Origin of the sequence: Bacteroides faecium (assembly GCF_012113595.1) — a bacterium.
Taxonomy (GTDB): domain Bacteria; phylum Bacteroidota; class Bacteroidia; order Bacteroidales; family Bacteroidaceae; genus Bacteroides; species Bacteroides faecium.
The window spans coordinates 6,656,075-6,677,916 of sequence record NZ_CP050831.1; the positions used below are offsets into that span (position 1 = coordinate 6,656,075).

Here is a 21,842-nt window from a genome sequence, read left to right on the forward strand (position 1 = left end):
TATTATTATTGTTTTTACTTCTCGTTCTCTTTTCAATTCTGCGGAGAGACGGGGATTCGAACCCCGGATACGCTTTAGGCGTATACACGCTTTCCAGGCGTGCCTCTTCAACCACTCGAGCATCTCTCCTTATGAGTTTTCCGCATTTTCAGCTACAAATGTATCCTTTTTTTTCTTTTCGTGAAGCATTATCCCTTTTTTATCTTGAATAAATACTGCAAATTAATATATTTTAAAACCTTGCGAACATTATTTGCGGATTCCAAACACTTTTAGTGCATTTCCTGAAGTGACCTGAGACACGTATTCAGAGGGCATTCGATAAATTTCCGCCACTTTCACGAGGGTATCTTTCACATTGGCACTTTCATTCCGTTTGCCACGGTTCGGCACCGGAGTTAAATACGGTGAGTCGGTTTCGAGCACGATACGTTCCAAAGGGACTGTGAGCAATGTCTCCGGCAGAGTTGATTTCTTAAAAGTGACAACCCCGTTAATGCCTAGCATAAAGCCCTCAAACTCCAACAATTTCGCCGCTTCTTCCGGCGTTCCGGTGAAACTATGAAAAATCCCGGTGAGAGGGGTATTTTTATAGGCTGACATTACCTTATATATATACTCGAACGCATCCCTTGAATGGATGACTATCGGCAACCGATATTCGAGCGCCCATTCAATCTGCTTTTCAAAGACCAGCAACTGCTCTTTCAGGAAAGTCTTGTCCCAGTAAAGGTCAAGTCCGATTTCACCGATGGCGACAAACTGATTATCCCCTGCCAGTTGCTCGCGTACCACCGCCAGTTCTTGTTCATATGTTTCATTGACCGAGGTAGGATGCAACCCTATCATCGGATAGCAAAAGCCCGGGTAATCAGCACATACGGACAACATCGAATCAATTGTCGTGCTGTCGATGTTCGGCATAAAAATATAGGAAACGCCGGCTTCGCGTGCGCGCTCCATCACTTGTGGCAAATCTTCGGAAAATTCTTCTAAAAAAAGATGGGAATGAGTGTCTATCAACATGATATTTCGTTTTCTTCTTTTACTTTTTCATTAGAGCGATAATAATATATCAAGCCGTAGTCACGGCATTTTTCCAAGCGAACTTCATTGGGAGTGACGTCCTGAAACTTGGCTTCCACCTGGTTCCATATATCCAGTATCAACTCATCGGCACGGTCACGCATGGAAGCCAGTTCGTCAAGGCTCCGGCTGGTCAATGCCTGATAATTCTTCTGCCGTTCGTAACTGTCAAGAAAAATATCATAGTGCACTTTCACACGTGCAATCGTAGGATTATAAATCGGTATGCCGCCCTGTGACGTTCTCCGTTGCTCACCTTCAATAATCTTCTTCCCCCACTCCACCAATGCGGCTTCGCTCAACAAATCCGGCACGGTATTCGCGTCGGGCAGACCATATAATTCTTTGTGGGCTACTTTTATTTCATCACGGAGCACTGCCAAGTTGAGCACCTGGATGAAATGGGAAATATACAGCCGGGCAGTTTTCACATTTGCCTGATGCTTCCTGCTTGCCCGCGACTGATTTTCATAACATTGCGTATAATAAATTTGTGCCGCTTCAAACCTTTGCAGGAAATTGCGCGCTTCGAACAATGTCTTTAGTGTAATTGCCAAGTCGCGCACATTATACAGTTCACCCTTTTCGACCGCTGTTTTCAACGCCCGAACCCTTGCCTGGTCTGTATTTGGTAGTCGTCTGTATGGCATATTATCAAGAACTTAGTTACATTTCACGATACATCAGTAATTTCACCAGATTCTTCAGTTCTTTTTTTCTATCCTCTGCCACTGCTACTGCCGAAAGGCTTTCCATGGCGAGTGTATAATATTCGCGCATCTTGTTTTCACAGACAATCCGAATATTCAGTTGATTGTACAGTTCCGTCACTGCCGTTATTTTTTCGGCAGGCTGATAAGTATCAGCGTTCAGCCAACGGTCCAGTTCTTCTCTCTGCTTCTCGTCCGCACGATGCAGTGCCTTGATAAGCATATATGTTTTTTTGTTGCAAAGAATGTCACCGCCTATTTTCTTACCGAACACTTCCGGGTCACCATAGACATCCAACAAATCATCCTGCAACTGGAATGCGACTCCTATCTGCATTCCGAAATTATAGAGATTATCAGCGTCCTCAGCAGTCGCTCCTGCCAGAATAGCGCCGATTTTGAGACTGCCTGCCAGCAATACGGCTGTTTTCAGGCGAATCATTTCAATATATTCATCCTCTGTGACATCACAGCGGGATTCAAATTCCATATCCAATTGCTGTCCTTCACAAATTTCAAGTGTAGTCAGACTGAACAGTTCCATCACTTCTTTGAGATGCTCCGACGGGCACGCTGTCATGTACTGAAACGCCAGAATCAGCATAGCGTCTCCCGAGAGTACGGCAGTGTTGTCATTCCAAACTTTGTGTACGGTCGGCTTTCCTCTACGCATATCGGAACGGTCCATCAAATCATCATGCAGTAACGTATGGTTGTGGTAAACTTCGATAGCGGTGGCAGGGTCGTAGATAGACGCGACATCCTCGCGATACAAGTTATACGCCATCAACATTAATACGGGACGTATCCGCTTCCCCCCTAAAGAAAGGATATATTCAATCGGTTCATAGAGTCCTTTCGGTGTCCGGGTAAACTGAATTTCAGAAATATGATTGTTTATTTTATCAAGTAATTGAGAAGCTGTGAACATGATGGATTAAAAATATGAATGAATGAAAAAAGAGGCTGCCGTGAAGCAGCCTCTTAAATTATTGTGTTACAAATTACTGCAGTCTAAACATTACAGGAACCGTAAATTTAACACGTACCGGTTTACCGCGCTGCATACCCGGTTTCCACTTCGGCATGGTGTTTATCACGCGGAGAGCTTCTTTATCCAGATACGGGTCAACGCTACGTACTACTTTCGCATCTACGATTGTACCATCCCTGTTGACAACGAACTGTACGATAACACGTCCTTGAGTTCCGTTTTCCTGAGCGATAGTCGGGTATTTGATATTCTTAGCCAGATACTGCATCAAAGCTGCTTGTCCGCCCGGGAAGTCCGGCATGTTTTCTACAACTTCAAAAATGGTTTGTTCTTCCGGCTCTTCTTCAACAACTTGTACCGGCACGTATTTTACTTCTACCGGAGCAGCATTATCTTCATTGATAATGGTTGTTGTTTCATCAATTTCGGCCTTATCGTCGACAATCTCCAACAATTCGGCCACTTTCGGGGCTTCGGGTGGTGGTGGAGCTTGTTGTTCAGGGGTTTCGGTAATAGGAATGATTTCCTCCTCAAATACAACGTCAGCTACTGCCTGGCTTGTATCAATTTTCACGTCACGCTGGGTCCATTCGAACGCCACGAACATGAAAGCCAACACTACCACGTAACCAACGAGCAGCCATGTAGACTTCTTGCCTTCCAGGTCTGCTTTGGGTGATTTTTTAACTTCCATAAAATAATTAATATAATAGATTAATAAAAAAAAGTGTCTTCCTATGTGTCTCCGGGCAAATATAGTACATTTTCAGTTAACCGTCTGTTTCTTCCGGTCTTTTTATCCGGCTTTTTAACTTTTTTAATTCTTTCGTACTTGCCCGGTTCCTTTTAACGGCAAACATATGGCTGATTTTCAAAATAAGCGTATCTTTGGCGGACAAATCAGATGAACTGAATATGAAAAAGATAGTAATAGCAATCGACGGTTTTTCCTCTTGCGGAAAAAGCACTATGGCCAAGGACCTTGCCCGTGAAGTGGGGTATATTTACATTGACAGCGGAGCCATGTATCGGGCGGTCACCTTATATAGTATGGAGAACGGAATTTTCAACGGAGACGTTATCGACACGGAGAAACTGAGAAACGAAATCAAAAACATCCATATTTCTTTCCGTCTGAACCCTGAAACGGGGCGTCCGGACACTTATCTCAACGGGGTAAATGTGGAGAACAGAATCCGTACGATGGAAGTCTCGTCCAAAGTAAGTCCTATCAGCGCGCTCGACTTTGTGCGTGAGGCAATGGTGGCTCAACAGCAGGCGATGGGAAAAGAAAAAGGCATTGTGATGGACGGAAGGGACATCGGAACTACGGTTTTCCCGGATGCCGAATTGAAGATTTTTGTAACTGCCACGCCCGAAATCCGTGCTCAACGTCGTTACGACGAACTGAAAGCGAAAGGACAGGAAGCGAGTTTCGACGAAATTCTGGAGAATGTGAAGCAACGGGATTATATTGACCAAAACCGGGATGTAAGTCCGTTGCGTAAAGCTGACGATGCTTTATTGCTGGACAATACGGACTTAACAATCGAGCAACAGAAAGGATGGCTGTTCGAGCATTTTAATAAGGTAAATAAGTAGTTTTTCTGTATGGTTTTAAGGAGTTTCTTATCTAATTTGAGGAGTTTTCTTTATGATTAAAGTAGAGATAGATGAAGGGTCAGGCTTCTGCTTTGGGGTAGTGACAGCCATCCACAAGGCGGAAGAAGAGTTAGCAAAGGGAGAAACGCTTTATTGTCTCGGAGATATCGTGCACAATAGCCGGGAAGTGGACAGGCTGAAAACGATGGGATTAATCACCATCAACCGCGAAGAGTTCAAACAGTTGCGAAATGCAAAGGTACTGCTGCGGGCACACGGGGAGCCGCCGGAAACTTACATGATTGCCCGCGAGAATAATATTGAAATCATAGATGCGACTTGTCCGGTGGTATTGCGCCTTCAGAAGCGCATCAAGCAGGAGTTTCTGCAAGACGGAAATAAAGAAAAGCAAATTATCATTTACGGCAAAACCGGTCACGCAGAAGTGTTGGGGCTGGTGGGACAGACAGACGGGAAAGCGATTGTAATCGAAAAAGCCGAAGAAGCGAAGAAGCTGGATTTAAGCAAGGACATCCGTCTTTTCTCGCAGACAACGAAGTCGCTCGATGAATTTCAGGAAATTGTAGAGTATATCAAGCATCATATTTCGCCGGACGCGACTTTCGAGTATTACGATACGATTTGCCGTCAGGTTGCCAATCGCATGCCTAAGTTAAGGGAGTTTGCGGCTACGCATGATTTGATATTTTTCGTCAGCGGGAAAAAGAGTTCGAACGGGAAAATGCTGTTTGAAGAATGCCTGAAAGTGAATCCTAACTCACATTTGATAGACAACGAAAAGGAGATAGATACCTCTTTGCTCCAAAACGTACAGTCGATTGGTGTATGCGGGGCTACTTCCACCCCTAAATGGCTGATGGAAAAGATATACAATCACATTCAGACGCTTATAAAAAAGTAACAGCAAAGTAACAGAGTAAGAATAAAAAGAAAGTAAAAAGTGGTCATTTGCACTTTTTTAATGTTTTCATCAAGTGAAAAAAAACTTCGTAAACATTGCTTTCAACTTTTTATTGTACATTTGCCACATCAAACTAATTAATGAAAAGATTGTGATATGGGAACAGTGAAATGTATCGGAATTTTGACTTCCGGAGGTGATGCTCCGGGAATGAATGCAGCTATACGTGCGGTGACACGTGCAGCCATCTATAACGGATTACAAGTTAAAGGTATATATAGAGGATACAAAGGCTTGGTGACAGGCGAAATCAAGGAATTCAAAAGCCAGAACGTAAGTAATATCATCCAACTGGGTGGAACAATCCTGAAAACAGCCCGCTGTAAGGAGTTCACTACTCCCGAAGGACGCCAACTAGCTTATGATAACATGAAGAAAGAAGGCATCGATGCCTTGGTTATCATCGGTGGTGACGGCTCGCTGACAGGTGCACGTATTTTCGCACAGGAATTTGATGTGCCATGTGTCGGACTGCCGGGAACTATCGACAACGACCTCTACGGAACCGATACAACTATCGGCTACGACACAGCGTTGAATACCATTCTGGATGCAGTGGACAAGATTCGCGACACAGCCACTTCACACGAACGTTTGTTTTTTGTGGAAGTTATGGGACGTGATGCCGGTTTCCTTGCGCTGAACGGAGCAATTGCTTCGGGAGCTGAAGCAGCCATTATCCCGGAATTCAGCACGGAAGTCGACCAACTGGAAGAATTCATCAAGAATGGATTCCGCAAGTCAAAGAATAGCAGTATCGTGCTGGTAGCCGAAAGTGAACTGACCGGCGGGGCCATGCATTACGCAGAACGTGTGAAAAACGAGTATCCACAGTACGATGTGCGTGTAACTATCCTCGGACACTTGCAGCGCGGCGGCAGCCCTACTGCACATGACCGTATCTTGGCAAGTCGTCTGGGCGCTGCCGCTATCGACGCTATCATGGAAGACCAACGTAACGTAATGATTGGTATCGAACATGACGAAATCGTCTATGTACCGTTCAGCAAGGCTATCAAGAATGACAAGCCAGTAAAAAGAGACCTTGTGAATGTATTGAAAGAACTTTCTATCTAAACAAAAGAAGTTTCATCCAATCATAGAAAAATGAAATAACGGGGGAACATCAAAACTCCCTTTTTAACAAAATCACCCGCGCTACAGATAGATGTAGCGCGGGTGTTTTTCTATTTATAAAGGCTTTGATACGCCTTCATTTCTTATTTTTATTCCAGCCACTGCGCTATCGTTCGCTCTGTACTTTCCCAAAGCTGCTCCTGTTGCACATGGTGAGCATACTTGTCAGACAGTTTTTTCCGGCGATTGCTTGCATATAGCTGCCCCGTCACTCCTGCCTCTTTTTCACCCAGCAGCAGGCCAATAGCTGTAGAAGCCCCTTTCTTCGGCTTGCGGATAAAAGGACGGAAAAAAAGATCGGTCAATGGGTCAAACCATTGATGCATCGTAATAATATTTGTAGAAACAATTCCCGGGTCAGCCGCATTGACAGTGATGCCCTTGTCACGGAGTTGTTCAGCCAATTCGAGGGTAAACAATAATAAGGCCAGTTTCGTATTACTGTAGACAGGGATTCTCCAAAACTTTCCCATCTTTCCCCGGTGAAAAAAGTCAGGCAGGTCGATGTGCCCGATTGTGTAAGTACAAGAAACCATATTCACAATACGCGCCCCCCGCACCATTGCGGGAATCAATTTCCGTGTAAGCAGATAAGGTCCTACGTAATTCACACTCACCGTCCGTTCAAATCCGTCGGCGGTAACATGAAACCCTGTTTCCATCGTTCCTGCATTATTCATCAACAAGGAAACCGGAATATTACGTTCCAAAATCTGTCCGGCAAAAGAAGCTACCGAGCGCATAGAAGATAAATCAATAGCCATCACTTCCAGGTTCGGATTTCCGGTTTCTCCGATTAAACGCTGACGGACAATTTCTGCTTTTGACGGATTATAACAGGCCATTATTATCTGATAACCGGCCTTGGCTACGGCACGTGTTATTTCCCGTCCCATTCCTCCGTCGGCACCGGTGATGATTGCCCATTTCACTTCATTCATCGCTTTTCAAGTTTTTCAATCTCCTTCTGCAAACAAGAAGGCAATGGTTCTTTCAAATGTTGATGACAAGCCATTTCTATTGTGTACATACGTCCGATGCAATAATTACTGTGTCCGCAGTTACAACGTGCCTGCTCTTCCTGTGCCATCCGGTTGACGAATCCCGGTTCGTTGAGCAAAGCGCGCGCCATCTGCACAGCGTCAAAACCTGCATCCAACACTTCATCTATCTTCTGACGGGCGACAAGACCACCGACATAAATCAACGGAGCTCCCGGAAGAGCTTCCCGAAACTTCAACGCATCTTCGAGAAAATAAGCTTCTTTGAAAGGGACTGACGGAATCATCCATTTTCCAAACATCCTCACTCCATACTTCAGCCACCAGCAATTCATATAGTAAGACATCGAACGGACAGGCATCGCGCCCCGCATCACATACATCGGCGCTTTGCTTACGAAACCGCCGCTCAATACCAATCCATGAGCGCCAAGTTCCAACAAACGTTTGGCTACCTGTATGGATTCGTCTATTTCCATTCCGCCCTTGAAGCCGTCACGCATATTCATTTTCACAAAAACAGCCATGTCACTGCCTGCCGCTTTCATGACTTCTTCCATCACCAACTCCATAAATCTCATCCGGTTTTCCAGTGAACCACCAAATTCATCTTTCCGACGATTTGTGTAGGGGGACAGGAACTGGCTAATCAGATAGCCATGTCCGGCATGGACTTCCACAGCGTCAAATCCGGCTTCTCTTGCCAGGTTGACTGCATTTCCATAGGCTTGTGCCAGTTCCGGAAGCTCTTCTTTTTCCAGTCCACGGACGATTGTAGGAGAATAGAGATTGAATCCCGAAGAAGCGGACACAGGGGTGACACCACAAATATTTTTATGGGACATATTTCCGCAATGTCCTATTTGAATACCTACGGCAGCACCTTCGTCGTGCACTGCTTTGGTCAATTCATGCAAACGGGGAATGATGGATGGACGCAGCCACAACTGGCGGTCGAAAGAAAGTCCGCTTTGTGTCACGGCAGCGTAGGCCACTGTCGTCATGCCTACCCCGCCCGCAGCTACCGAGCGATGATAATCCAATAGCATTTGTGAAGGAGTATTCTCCGGACACATACTCTCGAAAGCCGCCGAACGAATCGTCCGATTCCTCAGCGTCAGAGGCCCGAAAGTGACCGGAGTAAAAAGCTTAGATTTCATAGTAGTTGAAAATTATTCAAGTCTTATTTAATTTGTGATAATAATCATTCCTAATAAAGGAAAGGAAATACCCGTTTCTTCTCTCCTACTGCGTCACCGAATTCTTCGCGATAACGGCACCACAATGCATGGGCACGCGGAACAAGATTGGCAATCGTCCACCAAAGAAAGACAAATCCGGAAAGCGAACAAGTGAGTATTGCCCAACCTGCCCATTCTATTATCTCACCGAAATAATTGGCTGACGTGACATAGCGATACATTCCCTTTTGCGGCAGATAATGGCGTGTATCTCCCGGTTTACGCAGGTGGCGGATGATATAATCCGAATGCCAATTTATCAACATTCCCGTGAAAAACAACAGAGTGCCCACTATAAACCACGGAGACGTAAACCAGTCGGGATGATACATCGTCTCGGGAGCAAGGTAAAATATCCATTCGCCTTGCATATAGCCATTCAGTAGATTAAAAAGAATCCCCATTGACATAATTGCCAGCGGCATTTTACTTTTCCCAGTCAATAACAGGGGGAAAATGAAGGCACGCTGAAAATAATGAATTTGAAAAAACAAAAAGAAAGTCAATATTACCGGCTCAAAACGACGTTCGGAATACATCCACATACCACACATCACCAAAAAGACCGGAGCTTCCATCAGTACCCAGGCTATTTTATTGGATATAGCTATTCCCCACGACGCCGTGCGAAAAATGCCATATCCGGCTTTCACAAAATAGAGCGCAATAAAAACCACCAGGGCAATTAAACTCATCACACCCAGGAACAGATTAAAAGCTGCTAAACTCATATTTAATGTCTTTTGTAATGCGCAAAAATAACAAAAATGAAAGGAATAACAACACTAAATTCCCTTTAAATAAAAAACTCACCACGAGCCGAATATTTTTTCATTACAAGTTCCAAGAAGAAACAGTTGTCTGACGAATGAATTATGCAGCACTAGAGATAAATTCATTGAACGCAATAAATACCCATTGAGATTAACTCATAACGGTACAGAAAGGAATATTTTTTAGGCACGGATTACACGGATTTCACGGTTTTAGTGTAATGTTTACGCAAAGAAACCGTGTTAATCCGTGTAATCCGTGCCTAATCCTTTATTTATAATTTAGTTCATTTCACGTACGAAAATGAATAATTAATTGATGCTTCCTGCTTTCACAATTGAGCATGATTAGTAAAGCTATTTCATAATTAGTTTCAACCCTGTTTGAAACACTTTGTTTCTCGGTGTGAAACGAAGTGTTTCACTGCTTGAAACGAAGTGTTTCACACCGAGAAACGAATAGTTTCACTGGGAGAAACAATTTTTGAAACTAACCGCATACAGGTGAAGTTGTTGCTCTTTACCCGCAAACCCTTTATTCATCGGAGAAACAGGAAAAAGGTGATGGGGAGATAGAAAGATTGAGAATAAATATCCTGTGGGAAAATGTAGTTGTTTCCTGTAAAGAATCAATACCGCATCGGGTTGAACTGTTTTCATTCATCACAACTCCCCGAACAAAGTTGAAATTCAATCTTCGTTCGGGGAGTACTTTTATATATTCAACAAAAGGATTTGTCTTTGTCAACGCTTTTTGATAGGCACATAAGCCAAATCTTCGAGAACATTCTTGTAAGCGGGACGGATGATACGCTTGCCTTCGAAAGTCAGTTCCTCATTGCGGTGTGCACACCAGCCTACAATACGTGCCATGGCAAACAGAGGAGTGAAAATTTCCTGCGGTAATCCAATCATTTCATAAACGAACCCCGAATAGAAGTCGATGTTGCTGGAAACGGTCTTTCCGTTGTTCTTAATACGCCCGAAGGTAGTGATGGCACGTTCTTCCAACAGTTCGAGGAAGGCAAATTCGCTTTCTCTGCCTTTTTCACGGGCAAGGTCGCGGGCAAGTTCTTTCAACAAGAGCGCACGAGGGTCGGAGATGGTGTAAACGGCATGACCGATACCATAAATCAATCCTGTTTTATTGTACACTTCCTTGTTGAGCATACGGGTGAAGTAAGTGTCTATTTCGTCTACACTAGTCCAGTCCTTGATATTTTCTTTCAAGTGCTGGAACATGTCGGCAACCTGGATATTCGCACCACCATGAAGCGGGCCTTTCAGCGAACCGATACCTGCGGCGATGGCCGAATATGTATCCGTTCCGGTAGAAGAAGTAACGCGGACGGTGAACGTGGAGTTGTTACCACCACCGTGTTCTGCCTGAAGAATCAGAAGCAGGTCGAGAGTACGCGCATCCAGTTCGGTGTAGTTTCTTTTCAGCATATACAGGAAGTTTTCGGCGATAGACAGTTTTTCCTGCGGGTGGCGGATATGCAGGGAGCGGCCGAAAGTGGCATGACGAAGCATATTATAAGCATAGGCGATGATGGTCGGGAACTTCGAGATAAGTTCGATGCTCTGACGCATCAGGTTATCACGGGAAGTATCATCCGCGTTGGCATCAAAACGATACATTTCGAGTACGCTGCGCGAAAGAATATTCATAATGTTGTTTCCTTCCAATTCGATAATATTCATTTTCGTCTTCTGCTCCAACGGCATGTTGTCGTTAATCAGGTCACGGAAAGAAATCAACTCTTCTTTATCCGGCAGGCGACCGGAGAGCAGCAAGTAAGCCACTTCTTCGAAGCCGAAACGCTTCTCCTTGATGATGGCGTGCGAAATATCTTCCACGTCATAGCCACGATAGAACAATTTGCCCGGTATGGGCTTCAGTCCGCCGCCCGGAATACGTTCGTAACCAACTACATTACCGATTTTGGTCAAACCGACCAATACACCTGTGCCGTCTTCATTACGCAATCCGCGTTTCACGTCAAACTTGGGGAACAATTCATTGTCAATCCGGGTAGCTTCCTTCATGTCTTCGGAGAGCTTGTAAATCAAATATTCTTTCTTCATTTTTCTTGGTATTTATTCGTTGCTTTTACTTTTCAATTCGTTCCACTATCTCACGTGTGAAAGCAGAAGTTGAGAGAGAGGTTCCATTCGGCATAAAACGAGCCAAATCATGTGTAGCGCGGGCTTCAAGGAAACTTTGTTCCAAGGCTTTCTCAATCAGAGTCGCCGCTTCTTTCCAGTCAAAATATTCGAGCATCATCACTGCCGAAAGTATAATGGAGCAAGGGTTCACCACGTCTTTTCCCGCAATGTTCGGGGCAGTTCCGTGGGTGGCTTCAAAGATGGCGTGACCTGTATTGTAGTTGATGTTCGCCCCCGGAGCAATACCGATGCCGCCTACCATAGCCGCCAGTTGGTCGGAAACGTAGTCACCGTTCAGGTTCAGGGTGGCTATTACGGAATATTCTTCGGGAATCAGTAAGGTGTTTTGCAGGAAAGCGTCGGCGATACAATCCTTTATCACCAGCCTGCCATCCGCCAGGGCATCGGCAAATTCACGCTGCGCCAGTTCGTACCCCCACTTCTTGAAACCGCCTTCGGTGAATTTCATGATATTTCCTTTGTGTACCAACGTCACGGAAGGCAGATGATGGTCGAGCGCGTACTGGCAGGCGGCACGTACCAGACGTTCCGTACCTTCACGGGAGACGGGTTTCACGCCGAAAGAAGATGTTTCCGGGAAACGGACTTTCGTCACTCCCATCTCGTCTTTCAGGAATTTGTAGAACTTCTCAGCTTCCGGAGTGCCGGCTTCCCACTCGATTCCGGCATAAATATCTTCCGTATTTTCACGGAATACGCACATGTTCACCTTTTCGGGTGCTTTCACCGGCGACTGCACTCCCTGATACCAGCGGACGGGACGAAGGCATACATATAAGTCAAGCGTCTGGCGCAAGGCTACATTCAACGAACGGATGCCGCCACCGACAGGAGTTGTCAACGGACCTTTGATTCCTATCAGATATTCCTGGAAGGTTTTCATCGTTTCGTCCGGCAACCACGAACCTGTCTCGTTGAAGGCTCGTTCACCCGCCAGCACTTCTTTCCATTCGATGCGGCGTTTGCCGCCATAGGCTTTCTGAACGGCCGCATTCACTACGGCCTGCATGGAAGGAGTCACTTCGGCTCCCACTCCGTCTCCGGTAATATAAGGTACGGTAGGCACATCGGGCACCAGCAGCGTACCATCTGCTTTCATGGTTATTTTATTCATGGTTATCTTGCATTTAAGGCAGAGCCGGCACGGAACCAGGCAATCTGCTGTTCATTGTATGTGTGCTGTACTTCAAAGCTCTCTTTCGTTCCGTCTTCGTGGTGGAGAACGATGGTGAGATTACGTCCCGGCGCGAAATGCACCAAACCAAGTACGGAAAGGACATCGTGTTCACGAATCTTATCGTAGTCGGCTTTATCGACAAATGTCAGGGCAAGCATGCCTTGTTTCTTCAAATTCGTTTCATGGATGCGGGCAAAACTCTTGGCGAGAATCACACGGACATTCAGGAAACGGGGTTCCATAGCTGCGTGCTCGCGGCTGGAGCCCTCGCCGTAATTTTCCTCGGCAACGACGATAGAGGAGATACCCTGTGTCTTATACAACTTTGCTGTACCGGAAACAGTTCCGTAGGTATTTGTCGAACGGTTCCAAACCTTGTTCGTTTCCCCGTTGAAGGCATTGACAGCTCCCATCAGCATATTGTCGGAGATATTCTCCAAATGCCCGCGGAAGCGGAGCCATGGGCCTGCCATAGAGATGTGGTCGGTGGTACATTTGCCTTGTGCCTTGATTAACAAGGGCATATTCAGCAAGTCTTGACCGTCCCAGGCAGGGAAAGGAATCAGTAGTTGCAGGCGTTGGGAATCCGGTTTCACTTTGATTTCCGTTTTTGCTCCGTGCGGAGCGATATAGCCTTCGTTGCCCTGCGTAAAGCCCTTCAAAGGAAGTTCGTCGCCGACAGGTTCAGCCAATTTTACCTTTTCGCCGTCGTGGTTCACTAATCTGTCTTTCAATGGGTTGAAGCAGAGGTCGCCCGCGATAGTTAGTGCCATAGTCAGTTCGGGAGAAGCGACAAAAGCATAGGTATTGGGGTTGCCGTCGGCACGCTTCGCAAAGTTACGGTTGAAAGAGGTGACGATGGAGTTCTTCCGTGTCGGGTCATCCGTCTCACGTTTCCACTGACCGATACAAGGGCCGCAGGCGTTCGCCATAATGGTAGCTCCGATTTGCTCGAAAGCACCAATCATTCCGTCTCTCTCGGCAGTGGCGCGAATCTGTTCCGAACCCGGATTCACAATCAGCGGGGCGGCTACGCTCAAATTCTTTTCGGCTACCTGCTTCGCCAAAGAAGCGGCACGGCTCAAGTCCTGATAAGAAGAGTTAGTGCACGAACCGATGAGTCCGACTTCCATCTTGCGGGGATAACCGTTCAATAATACTTTCTCCGCAAACTCAGAGATAGGTGTGGCGGCATCCGGCGTGAAAGGGCCGTTTATATAAGGTTCGAGTTCCGACAGATCTATTTCAATGACACGGTCGTAATATTTCGTAGGTTCATCCGTCACTACTTCGTCGGCCCGAAGGTCAGCACCAACAGATTCAGCCAAATCGACAACACATTCTCTTCCCGTGGCTCTCAAGTAAGTAGCCATACGCCTGTCGAACGGGAAAAGCGAGGTGGTAGCTCCTACTTCGGCGCCCATATTGCAGATGGTCGCTTTTCCTGTGGCGGACAGAGATTCGGTGCCGGGACCGAAGTATTCGATGATAGCGTTCGTTCCGCCTTTTACGGTGAGGATGCCGGCGAGTTTGAGGATGACATCTTTCGGAGATGCCCAACCGTTCAGTTTTCCGGTCAGGCGGACACCGATAATCTTCGGCATTTTCAGTTCCCACTCCATGCCGGTCATTACGTCCACGGCATCCGCGCCACCGACACCGATAGCCACCATGCCAAGACCACCTGCGTTCGGAGTGTGAGAGTCCGTTCCCACCATCATTCCACCGGGGAATGCATAGTTTTCGAGTACCACCTGGTGGATGATGCCTGCACCCGGTTTCCAGAAGCCGATACCGTAGCGGGAAGAGACGTCGCGAAGGAAGTCGTACACTTCTTCGTTGGTCATTCTTGCCGTGGCAATGTCTTCCTTCGCCCCTTTGTAGGCTTGTATCAAGTGGTCGCAATGCACCGTGGATGGCACGGCCACCCGGTCCTTGCCGGAGTTCATGAATTGGAGCAGAGCCATCTGGGCGGTAGCGTCCTGCATAGCCACCCGGTCGGGACGGAAATTCACATAGTCCTCTCCCCGTTTGTAGTCTTTCACATCAGCTGCATCATAAAGATGAGCATACAAGATTTTCTCGGCCAACGTCAAAGGACGTTTCAATACAGCCCGCACGTGTTCCAGCTTTCCTTTATAAGCAGCGTAGAAGGCTTCTAACATAGTCACATCGTATACCATATCGCTTTTTGTTTTTTTAGTCTATCTATAAAAATAACGAACGACGTTCGAGTAATGTTTAACAAAATGAAATATTTTTTCGACCCGGGGAGAAGAATTGTTACCTTTGCATCTATTATGAATAATAATCCGAAAAGTCCGACAGCCGATCTTCAGCAACAACAGCTCCTTCTACGGATGGAGTACGAATACGAAAAAGAGGAGTTCAAGCGGCAGACCGAAACGATGGGCGTTGCCCGGAAAGTGAAACGCGGTCTGTGCTGGCATCCCGTCTCTCTCGGTCGAAGTTACTACAATTCTCTGAATCAGCTTGTAATAGATATTACACGTACCGAAAATAAAGAAATAGAGCACTCTTTTGAGTTCGGGCGTCCCGTCTGCTTCTTCCACCAGTCGCTTGAGGGGAAGATGAAGTACATGAATTTCATCGCTACCGTCAGTTACGCGGATGAAGAGCGAATGGTGGTCGTATTGCCCGGAGCGGGGGCTTTGGTGGAGTTGCAAACTCCCAATATACTGCTTGGCGTGCAGCTTTATTTCGACGAGACGTCTTATCGGGCTATGTTCGAAGCGTTGGAAGATGTAATCCGCGCCAAAGGCAACCGGTTGGCAGAATTGCGCGACACGCTGCTCGGAACGCTAAAGCCGGGATTTCGTGAGTTGTATCCGGTACGCTTTCCGTGGCTGAACAGTACGCAGGAGACGGCTGTCAACAAGGTGCTCTGCACTCGTGATGTCTCTATCGTCCACGGTCCGCCGGGAACGGGAAAAACGACTACGCTTGTCGAAGCCATTTATGAAACGTTGCATCGGGAACCGCAGGTGCTTGTCTGTGCGCAGAGTAATACGGCTGTCGACTGGATTTGTGAGAAACTGGTAGACCGGGGTGTAGCGGTGCTGCGCATCGGAAATCCTACGCGAGTAAACGACAAAATGTTGTCTTCCACTTACGAACGACGGTTCGAGAGTCATCCGGCCTATCCGGAGCTATGGGGTATCCGCAAGTCTATCCGCGAAATGAACGGACGAATGCGCCGGGGAAGTTACGCCGAACGGGAGGGTATGCGCAGCCGCATGAGCCGCCTGCGCGACCGCGCCACGGAACTGGAGATAGCCATCAATGCCGACCTTTTCGACAGTGCCCGTGTGATTGCCTCTACTTTGGTGAGCAGCAACCACCGCCTGCTCAACGGGCGACGGTTTCCCACCTTATTTATAGACGAAGCCGCCCAAGCACTCGAAGCCGCCTGCTGGATTGCCATCCGCAAGGCAGACCGGGTCATCCTCGCCGGCGACCATTGCCAGCTTCCGCCTACCATTAAATGCATAGAAGCTGCCCGCGGTGGACTGGAACGCACATTAATGGAAAAGATAGTTCAACAAAAACCGTCGGCCGTCTCATTATTGAAAGTGCAGTACAGAATGCACGAAGCCATCATGCAGTTTCCTTCCGACTGGTTCTACCACGGTGAACTGGAAGCTGCTCCCGAAGTGCGTTACCGGGGAATCCTCGATTTCGACACGCCGATGAACTGGATAGATACCTCGGAAATGGATTTTCACGAAGAGTTTGTGGGCGAGAGCTTCGGACGTATCAACAAAGAGGAAGCGAACCTGCTCTTACAGGAACTGGAAGCATATATCAACCGAATCGGCAAGGAACGAATATTGGAAGAGCGGATTGATTTCGGGCTGATTTCACCTTATAAGGCACAGGTGCAATATCTGAGAAGCAAAATCAAAGGAAACAGTTTCCTGCGCCCTTTCCGCAGCCTCATCACCGTGAATACGGTAGACGGCTTTCAAGGCCAGGAACGAGATGTTATCTTTATCAGTCTTGTCCGCGCCAACGAAGATGGGCAGATAGGATTCTTAAATGATTTGCGAAGAATGAACGTGGCTATCACCCGGGCACGAATGAAGCTCGTCATACTGGGAGATGCAGCCACCCTGACCAAACATTCTTTCTACAAGAAGTTGATGTCGTTCATTAAAAAAGAGGATTAACTTATTAATCCTCTTTTTAGTTGTCAAGAATTCACTTTCTCACGAAACCAAACTCCTTATTAACACAAACAAAACAAACAATATTTTATTATTTTAGGTACTATTATTTCTATCTCATCAATTTACCGCTACAGCAAATTAAAAATAGATATATATCAAAAGAGTTCATCATCAGTATCCACATGAATCTTTCTTCAATGGAGTTCCGAAAAAGCATCAAACTAAAAAGGGGAATAATACAACCAACTACCGGCTTGGAATAATCAGTATCTTTAATCAACAAAACTTATCATCACACAACTTCCAAAAAACAAGCTGCGAATACAGACTAAAATTTAAAAATAAACAAAATACTTCTCATACGGTATCATTTGTTCCAGTTTGATGTCGCAAAGATAAACATAAACTTACATTTTTCGCCTATAACCGCCATATATTTTCTAAAAAAACTTTCATTTTCCTAGAATACAGATTAACAGCTTATTATCGGGTAAAAGAAAAGGGAGAACCCCAAAGTTCTCCCTTCCTATAAAACTTACATCATCCGGTCGGATTAGTTATTTTCCGGACGAAGTTTGCGTACTGTCACAGCAGTCTGCCACATTTCGCTTTCGCGCAATGCCTTCAGTTCTTCTTCCAGTTTCTCACGATAATCCACTTTAGAGTTGCTGTCGATAGAAATCTGAGCTTCGTTACCTGTCTTAACGCTGTGGTACAACTTTTCAACTACCGGCTTGATAGCGTCGTGGAAGGGGCCCATCCAGTCAAGAGCACCACGTTGGGCAGTAGTAGAGCAGTTTGCATACATCCAGTCCATACCGTTCTTTGCAAACAACGGCATCAGTGACTGAGTCAATTCTTCTACTGTTTCGTTGAATGCTTCGGAAGGAGTATGACCGTTTTCACGCAATACTTCGTATTGTGCCAGCAGCAGACCTTGGATAGCACCCATCAATGAACCGCGTTCGCCTGTCAGGTCGGAAGTAGCTTCACGTTGGAAAGTCGTTTCGAACAGATAACCAGAACCGATACCGATACCCAGTGCGATTGTTTTTTCGTAAGCCTTGCCCGTAGCATCCTGGTAGATAGCGTAAGAAGAGTTCAAGCCGCGGCCTTCGAGGAACATGGTACGCAAAGAAGTACCCGAGCCTTTAGGGGCAACCATGATTACGTCGATATCAGCAGGGGGAACTACGCCTGTACGGTCGTTCCAGGTGATAGCAAAACCGTGAGAGAAATAAAGAGCTTTTCCGGCAGTCAGGTAAGGCTTGATAGTAGGCCATACAGACATTACTGCCGCGTCAGACAAAAGGCACATAATGATAGTACCTTTCTCGCAAGCTTCTTCGATTCCGAACAACGTTTCACCCGGAACCCATCCGTCTGCTACTGCTTTATCGTATGTTTTTCCTTCACGCTGGCCAACGATTACATTGAAACCGTTATCACGCAAGTTCAATGCCTGTCCCGGACCCTGCACGCCATAACCGATTACAGCAATGGTTTCATTCTTCAATACTTCACGAGCTTTTTCTAATGGAAATTCGTCACGGATTACTACTGTTTCAACAGTTCCGCCAAAATTCAACTGTGCCATTTTCTTTTTTGTTTTTAGTTTTGATGGCTTACGCCATCCGTTATTAATTGATTTTATATTCTATATTATTCAAATACTATTCCTGAGTTATTCAAATACCACCTTCGAGCGGCAGACTACTTCGCTGCTGTTCTTCTTCACTTCGACATGGAATTCGTTATCATTGACTTCGTCACAGAAGAACGAGAGTTCATCTCCAAAATAACTTTCCGCCACGTATGCCATTTCGAAACGGCGGATACGTTTGGTCTTGTACAACTCTATCGGAAACAAATCAAGGATATGTTCTATGTAGCGGATGCTGTTCACATGACCGTTGATGTCAATGTCACTATACTTGGCCGTCAGCGTAGCCAATGGCTGGTCGCTGGTCACCTTGATGCGTGAGGGCTTTTCTATCGGGCAGGGTTCATCGCACACATAGTCTACGATGCTGCCGCCATGCAGCGTCAAGAGGTCGGCAGGCTTGCGGGTGTTCAGGTTAATCATAGCCCATACCGAACGGGCGTAACCTATCTTCTTGCCATCTTTATTGATAACAGCAAAGTTACGGTCAGTGAACAGGCGATATACATTTTCCACCCATGTCTGAACCGAGAAGTCCTCGTATTGGTAGGGCATTTCGTCCAGTTCGATAGCCAGTCGGGAAAGTACCCAGGTGTAATTGTCCTCGTTGAGCGTTGCGATGCCGAAACCACGGTCACTGGCATGGAAACCTGCGCAATTCAGCAGATGGTTGCCCAGTACTCCCATTGTCAGACGTCCATTGAAGTCCACGTGAAAGGGTTCTGCCACAAACTTGTAAGTTCCTATTTTATTTGATTCACTCATTATTCTTGCAGGTTTTTACTTTGGTTATAGCTGGCTTCCCGTCCGTCGAGAAACTCGTTCACCCGTTCAAAACAACTGGTAGTGATAGCTACACGTCCCGAACGGACAAATTGCAAAACACAATTCAAAGCCTTCAGTTCACCGTAGAGCGAAGTTATATCCTCACTCATACCGTTCTTCTCGACAATGGAGAATACAGGATTCACCTCTACCACGCGGGCGTTATATCTGCGTATCACTTTAGACGCTTCCGGTGTCTCCTGAAACTCAGGAGTAGATACCTTATATAATGCAATCTCATGGAAGTAGATTTCATCTTCCGTGAAGTAGTGCGCCTGAATGACGTCAATCTTCTTTTCAATCTGCTTCACTACCTTTTCAATCGTATTTTTATCCGTCCAAGCCGTGATAGTATATTTGTGTACGCCTTTGATTGACGACGCGGATACATTCAGGCTTTCAATATTTATCTGCCGACGGGTAAATACAGCCGTTACCTGGTTCAGCAATCCGGCAATATTCTCCGAATGAACAATGATAGTATATAATGTCTTATCACTCATAATTCTAATTTTAAATTGTGAACTCTCAACTCTCCATTCTCAACTCTCAACTTCTCCTAGCACTCCAGCAACATTTGATTTACCGAGCCGCCCGGGGGAGTCATCGGCAAGACATTGCCCTCTTCCACTACACAGGCTTCGAGCAGGAACGGGCCGTCCGTAGCTAGCATCTCCTTGATGGCTTCCTTCAGTTCTTCACGGGTGAAGACGCGTTTGGAAGGAATTTCATAGGCCGAAGCTATTTTCATGTAGTCCGGGTTCAGCATCGGCGTGAATGAGTAGCGGCGATTGAAGAACATAGCTTGCCATTGGCGCACGTTGCCGAGGTAATTGTTGTTCAGGCAGATGATTTTCACCGGAGCTTTCTGTTCCATGATGGTTCCCAGCTCCTGGATGTTCATTTGGAGTCCGCCGTCGCCCATAAAAGCACATACGGTACGTTCCGGTGCGCCGAAAGTGGCGCCGATAGCGGCGGGAAGTCCGAAGCCCATCGTTCCGAGTCCGCCGGAAGTGATGATGCTGCGTTCTTTCGAATATTTAAAGTAGCGGGCGGAAATCATCTGATTCTGTCCTACGTCTGTCACCAAAACTGCTTCGTGATGGGTAGCGTCGCTTACCGCACGTGCTACTTCGCCCATGCTCAATGAGTTCGTAGCGGGATGAAGTTCGGGGCGGATTACCTTTTCTTCCTCTACCTTTTCGTATTCCTTGAAGCTGTCTATCCATTCGGTATGCGTGTTCTTTTTCAGAAGTTCCGTAACAGATGCCAGTGTATGCTTGCAATCGCCCAAGACAGCGATATCTACTTTCACATTTTTGTTTACTTCAGCAGGGTCGATGTCGAAGTGGATTACTTTCGCTTGCTTGGCGTAAGTGGCGAGGTTGCCTGTCACACGGTCGTCGAAACGCATGCCGACAGCAATCAGGACATCGCATTTGTTGGTGTTGATATTCGGGCCTAAGTTGCCGTGCATACCCAACATACCTTTATTCAACGGGTGTTCCGTCGGCAAAGCCGAAAGTCCGAGCAACGTACAGCCGGCCGGCATATCCGCCTTTTCGATGAAGGTACGCAGTTCGCTTTGCGCATTCCCCAATTCAACGCCCTGCCCTACCAATACAAGCGGACGTTCGGCATTGTTAATCAGTTCGGCAGCCGCTTTTACAGAGTCCGCGTCCGTATCGGGTACGGGAACATAGCTGCGTATGAAATCGACTTTTGTCGGTTCGTATTTCGTTTTCTCTACTTGAGCATTCTTGGCAAAGTCCAGTACTACCGGGCCGGGACGACCGCTACGGGCAATATAGAAAGCGCGTGCTACCGCCCAGGCTACATCTTCGGCACGACGAATCTGATAACTCCATTTGGCGATTGGCTGGGTGATGCCCACCAGGTCAACTTCCTGAAAAGCATCTGTTCCAAGGAAAGCCGTTCCTACCTGTCCGGCAATCACAACGATAGGCGTACTGTCTATCATGGCATCGGCGATACCGGTAATCGTGTTTGTAGCACCGGGGCCGCTTGTCACCAGACAAACACCGACTTCACCCGATACGCGGGCATACCCTTGCGCTGCATGGGCAGCTCCCTGTTCGTGGCGAACCAAGATGTGGTTCAATGTATCTTGATGGTCGAATAAGGCATCAAATACCGGCATAATAGAACCGCCGGGGTATCCGAAGATGGTATTTACTCCCTGATGTTCCAAAGCGCGCATCAACGCCTCTCCACCTGTTATTAAGTCTTTACTCATTCTTTTTTAGTATT

18 protein-coding genes and 1 tRNA gene are annotated in these 21,842 nt (G+C 46.5%); 4 read left to right on the plus strand and 15 right to left on the minus strand.

What is annotated here, in order from left to right:
• Positions 1-41: 41 nt before the first annotated feature.
• From BacF7301_RS25305 to BacF7301_RS25325, 5 genes are all read right to left on the minus strand, one after another.
• A tRNA-Ser gene (locus BacF7301_RS25305) sits at positions 42-129 on the minus strand.
• Between the two features lie 120 nt (positions 130-249).
• Positions 250-1,026, minus strand: a complete 777-nt coding sequence (locus BacF7301_RS25310; protein ID WP_167966963.1) for a TatD family hydrolase — start codon at positions 1,024-1,026, stop codon at positions 250-252.
• Complete coding sequence (locus BacF7301_RS25315; RefSeq protein ID WP_167966964.1) at positions 1,020-1,736, minus strand: hypothetical protein; 717 nt, start codon at positions 1,734-1,736, stop codon at positions 1,020-1,022. The genes BacF7301_RS25310 and BacF7301_RS25315 overlap by 7 nt, the downstream gene beginning before the upstream one ends.
• Before the next feature lie 16 nt (positions 1,737-1,752).
• Complete coding sequence (locus BacF7301_RS25320; RefSeq protein WP_167966965.1) at positions 1,753-2,727, minus strand: polyprenyl synthetase family protein; 975 nt, start codon at positions 2,725-2,727, stop codon at positions 1,753-1,755.
• 73 nt (positions 2,728-2,800) lie between these two features.
• Positions 2,801-3,484 (minus strand): energy transducer TonB, encoded by a 684-nt coding sequence (locus tag BacF7301_RS25325; RefSeq protein WP_167966966.1) that lies wholly within the window; start codon positions 3,482-3,484, stop codon positions 2,801-2,803.
• A gap of 221 nt (positions 3,485-3,705) precedes the next feature.
• Here BacF7301_RS25325 and cmk point away from each other — a divergent pair, with 221 nt between their 5' ends.
• The 3 genes from cmk to pfkA all read left to right on the plus strand — a co-directional run bounded on the left by cmk (position 3,706) and on the right by pfkA (position 6,451).
• Entirely contained in the window at positions 3,706-4,392 is a 687-nt protein-coding gene (cmk, locus tag BacF7301_RS25330; protein WP_167966967.1) for a (d)CMP kinase, read from the plus strand.
• A 52-nt stretch (positions 4,393-4,444) separates the two neighbouring features.
• A complete protein-coding gene (locus tag BacF7301_RS25335) occupies positions 4,445-5,314 on the plus strand; it encodes a 4-hydroxy-3-methylbut-2-enyl diphosphate reductase (protein WP_167966968.1) in 870 nt (289 codons plus the stop codon).
• Positions 5,315-5,470: 156 nt separating this feature from the next.
• Positions 5,471-6,451: a 6-phosphofructokinase gene (gene pfkA, locus BacF7301_RS25340; protein WP_167966969.1), complete on the plus strand. Its 981-nt coding sequence runs from the start codon at positions 5,471-5,473 to the stop codon at positions 6,449-6,451.
• A gap of 149 nt (positions 6,452-6,600) precedes the next feature.
• Here pfkA and BacF7301_RS25345 read toward each other — a convergent pair whose 3' ends face one another.
• The 6 genes from BacF7301_RS25345 to BacF7301_RS25370 form a co-directional block, all read right to left on the minus strand.
• Entirely contained in the window at positions 6,601-7,452 is an 852-nt protein-coding gene (locus tag BacF7301_RS25345; protein WP_167966970.1) for an SDR family oxidoreductase, read from the minus strand.
• Positions 7,449-8,672, minus strand: a complete 1,224-nt coding sequence (locus tag BacF7301_RS25350) for an NADH:flavin oxidoreductase (protein ID WP_167966971.1) — start codon at positions 8,670-8,672, stop codon at positions 7,449-7,451. The genes BacF7301_RS25345 and BacF7301_RS25350 overlap by 4 nt, the downstream gene beginning before the upstream one ends.
• A 50-nt stretch (positions 8,673-8,722) precedes the next feature.
• Entirely contained in the window at positions 8,723-9,484 is a 762-nt protein-coding gene (locus tag BacF7301_RS25355; RefSeq protein WP_167966972.1) for a DUF1295 domain-containing protein, read from the minus strand.
• A gap of 786 nt (positions 9,485-10,270) precedes the next feature.
• Complete coding sequence (locus BacF7301_RS25360) at positions 10,271-11,614, minus strand: citrate/2-methylcitrate synthase (protein WP_167966973.1); 1,344 nt, start codon at positions 11,612-11,614, stop codon at positions 10,271-10,273.
• A gap of 25 nt (positions 11,615-11,639) precedes the next feature.
• The gene (gene icd / locus BacF7301_RS25365) at positions 11,640-12,830 is read right to left on the minus strand and encodes an NADP-dependent isocitrate dehydrogenase (protein ID WP_167966974.1); all 1,191 of its coding nucleotides are present in this window, start codon (positions 12,828-12,830) and stop codon (positions 11,640-11,642) included.
• 2 nt (positions 12,831-12,832) lie between these two features.
• Complete coding sequence (locus tag BacF7301_RS25370) at positions 12,833-15,076, minus strand: aconitate hydratase (protein ID WP_167966975.1); 2,244 nt, start codon at positions 15,074-15,076, stop codon at positions 12,833-12,835.
• Between the two features lie 66 nt (positions 15,077-15,142).
• On the opposite strand from BacF7301_RS25370, the gene BacF7301_RS25375 reads away from it, so the two are divergent.
• Complete coding sequence (locus BacF7301_RS25375; RefSeq protein ID WP_167966976.1) at positions 15,143-17,083, plus strand: AAA domain-containing protein; 1,941 nt, start codon at positions 15,143-15,145, stop codon at positions 17,081-17,083.
• A gap of 553 nt (positions 17,084-17,636) precedes the next feature.
• Here BacF7301_RS25375 and ilvC read toward each other — a convergent pair.
• The 4 genes from ilvC to ilvB all read right to left on the minus strand — a co-directional run bounded on the left by ilvC (position 17,637) and on the right by ilvB (position 21,828).
• Entirely contained in the window at positions 17,637-18,680 is a 1,044-nt protein-coding gene (gene ilvC / locus BacF7301_RS25380; RefSeq protein ID WP_167966977.1) for a ketol-acid reductoisomerase, read from the minus strand.
• 87 nt (positions 18,681-18,767) lie between these two features.
• Entirely contained in the window at positions 18,768-19,511 is a 744-nt protein-coding gene (locus BacF7301_RS25385; RefSeq protein WP_167966978.1) for an acyl-[acyl-carrier-protein] thioesterase, read from the minus strand.
• On the minus strand, positions 19,511-20,074 hold the full coding sequence (ilvN, locus tag BacF7301_RS25390) for an acetolactate synthase small subunit (protein ID WP_167966979.1): 564 nt from the start codon (positions 20,072-20,074) through the stop codon (positions 19,511-19,513). The genes BacF7301_RS25385 and ilvN overlap by 1 nt, the downstream gene beginning before the upstream one ends.
• 56 nt (positions 20,075-20,130) lie before the next feature.
• Positions 20,131-21,828, minus strand: a complete 1,698-nt coding sequence (gene ilvB / locus BacF7301_RS25395; RefSeq protein WP_167966980.1) for a biosynthetic-type acetolactate synthase large subunit — start codon at positions 21,826-21,828, stop codon at positions 20,131-20,133.
• Positions 21,829-21,842: the final 14 nt, after the last annotated feature.